The sequence below is a fragment of the Neisseria sp. P0021.S007 genome, assembly GCF_051956855.1.
In genome coordinates, this window is the sequence record NZ_JBQCXA010000746.1 from 1 (window position 1) to 613 (window position 613).

Annotated in this window: 1 protein-coding gene; it reads right to left on the reverse strand. The window is 41.4% G+C overall.

What is annotated here, in order from left to right; translation table 11 throughout:
* Positions 1-297: 297 nt before the first annotated feature.
* Positions 298-579, reverse strand: a complete 282-nt coding sequence (locus ACTHUR_RS15730) for a hypothetical protein (protein WP_083315937.1) — start codon at positions 577-579, stop codon at positions 298-300.
* Between the last annotated feature and the right edge of the window lie 34 nt (positions 580-613).

Below are 613 nucleotides of genomic sequence, written 5' to 3' on the forward strand. Positions count from 1 at the left end.
TTATTAAATAATATATGATTTAGATAGTTTCTATTGTAATAGATTTGAATATTGGATTTATTTAGGTAATTAATGAAATTTGTATTGAAAATTGGTTTGAAACGTGTAATGGCTTTGCATAGCCTGTTTTTAGACGGCCTTGACCTTTCCTAACATATAAATAGTGCGCAAATGACACGAATTTATGCGCTATTAAGCCGATAGATAACATTAAAAAGGCAAGTGTAAAACTTGCCTTTACGTTTGGGATTTGTTTGTGCTCTATTGTAGAAAACTGTGTTGTTTTTTCAGACGGCCTTACCAACGGAACGTTTGGGTCACGCCTGCGGAAGCGCCGTTGTTGCCGGCATAGCCGTAGCCACCGGTATGACTGGAGGCGCAGGCGGTGAGTGCGGCAAGGGCGAGGATGAGGAGGATGTGTTTCATGTTTCTTGCTCTGAGTGGGTTGGTTTTAACTTGGGCGGCATTGTGTTGCTGCATGAATCGGGCTGGCTGGAGCTTGGTTGCTTTGTCCTGATTTACAGTTAGGCCGCTAAATTGTTTGATGATTGAAGAAGGCCGTCTGAAAACGGGTTTCATGATATTGAAACTTTGTTTTCAGACGGCCTTTATT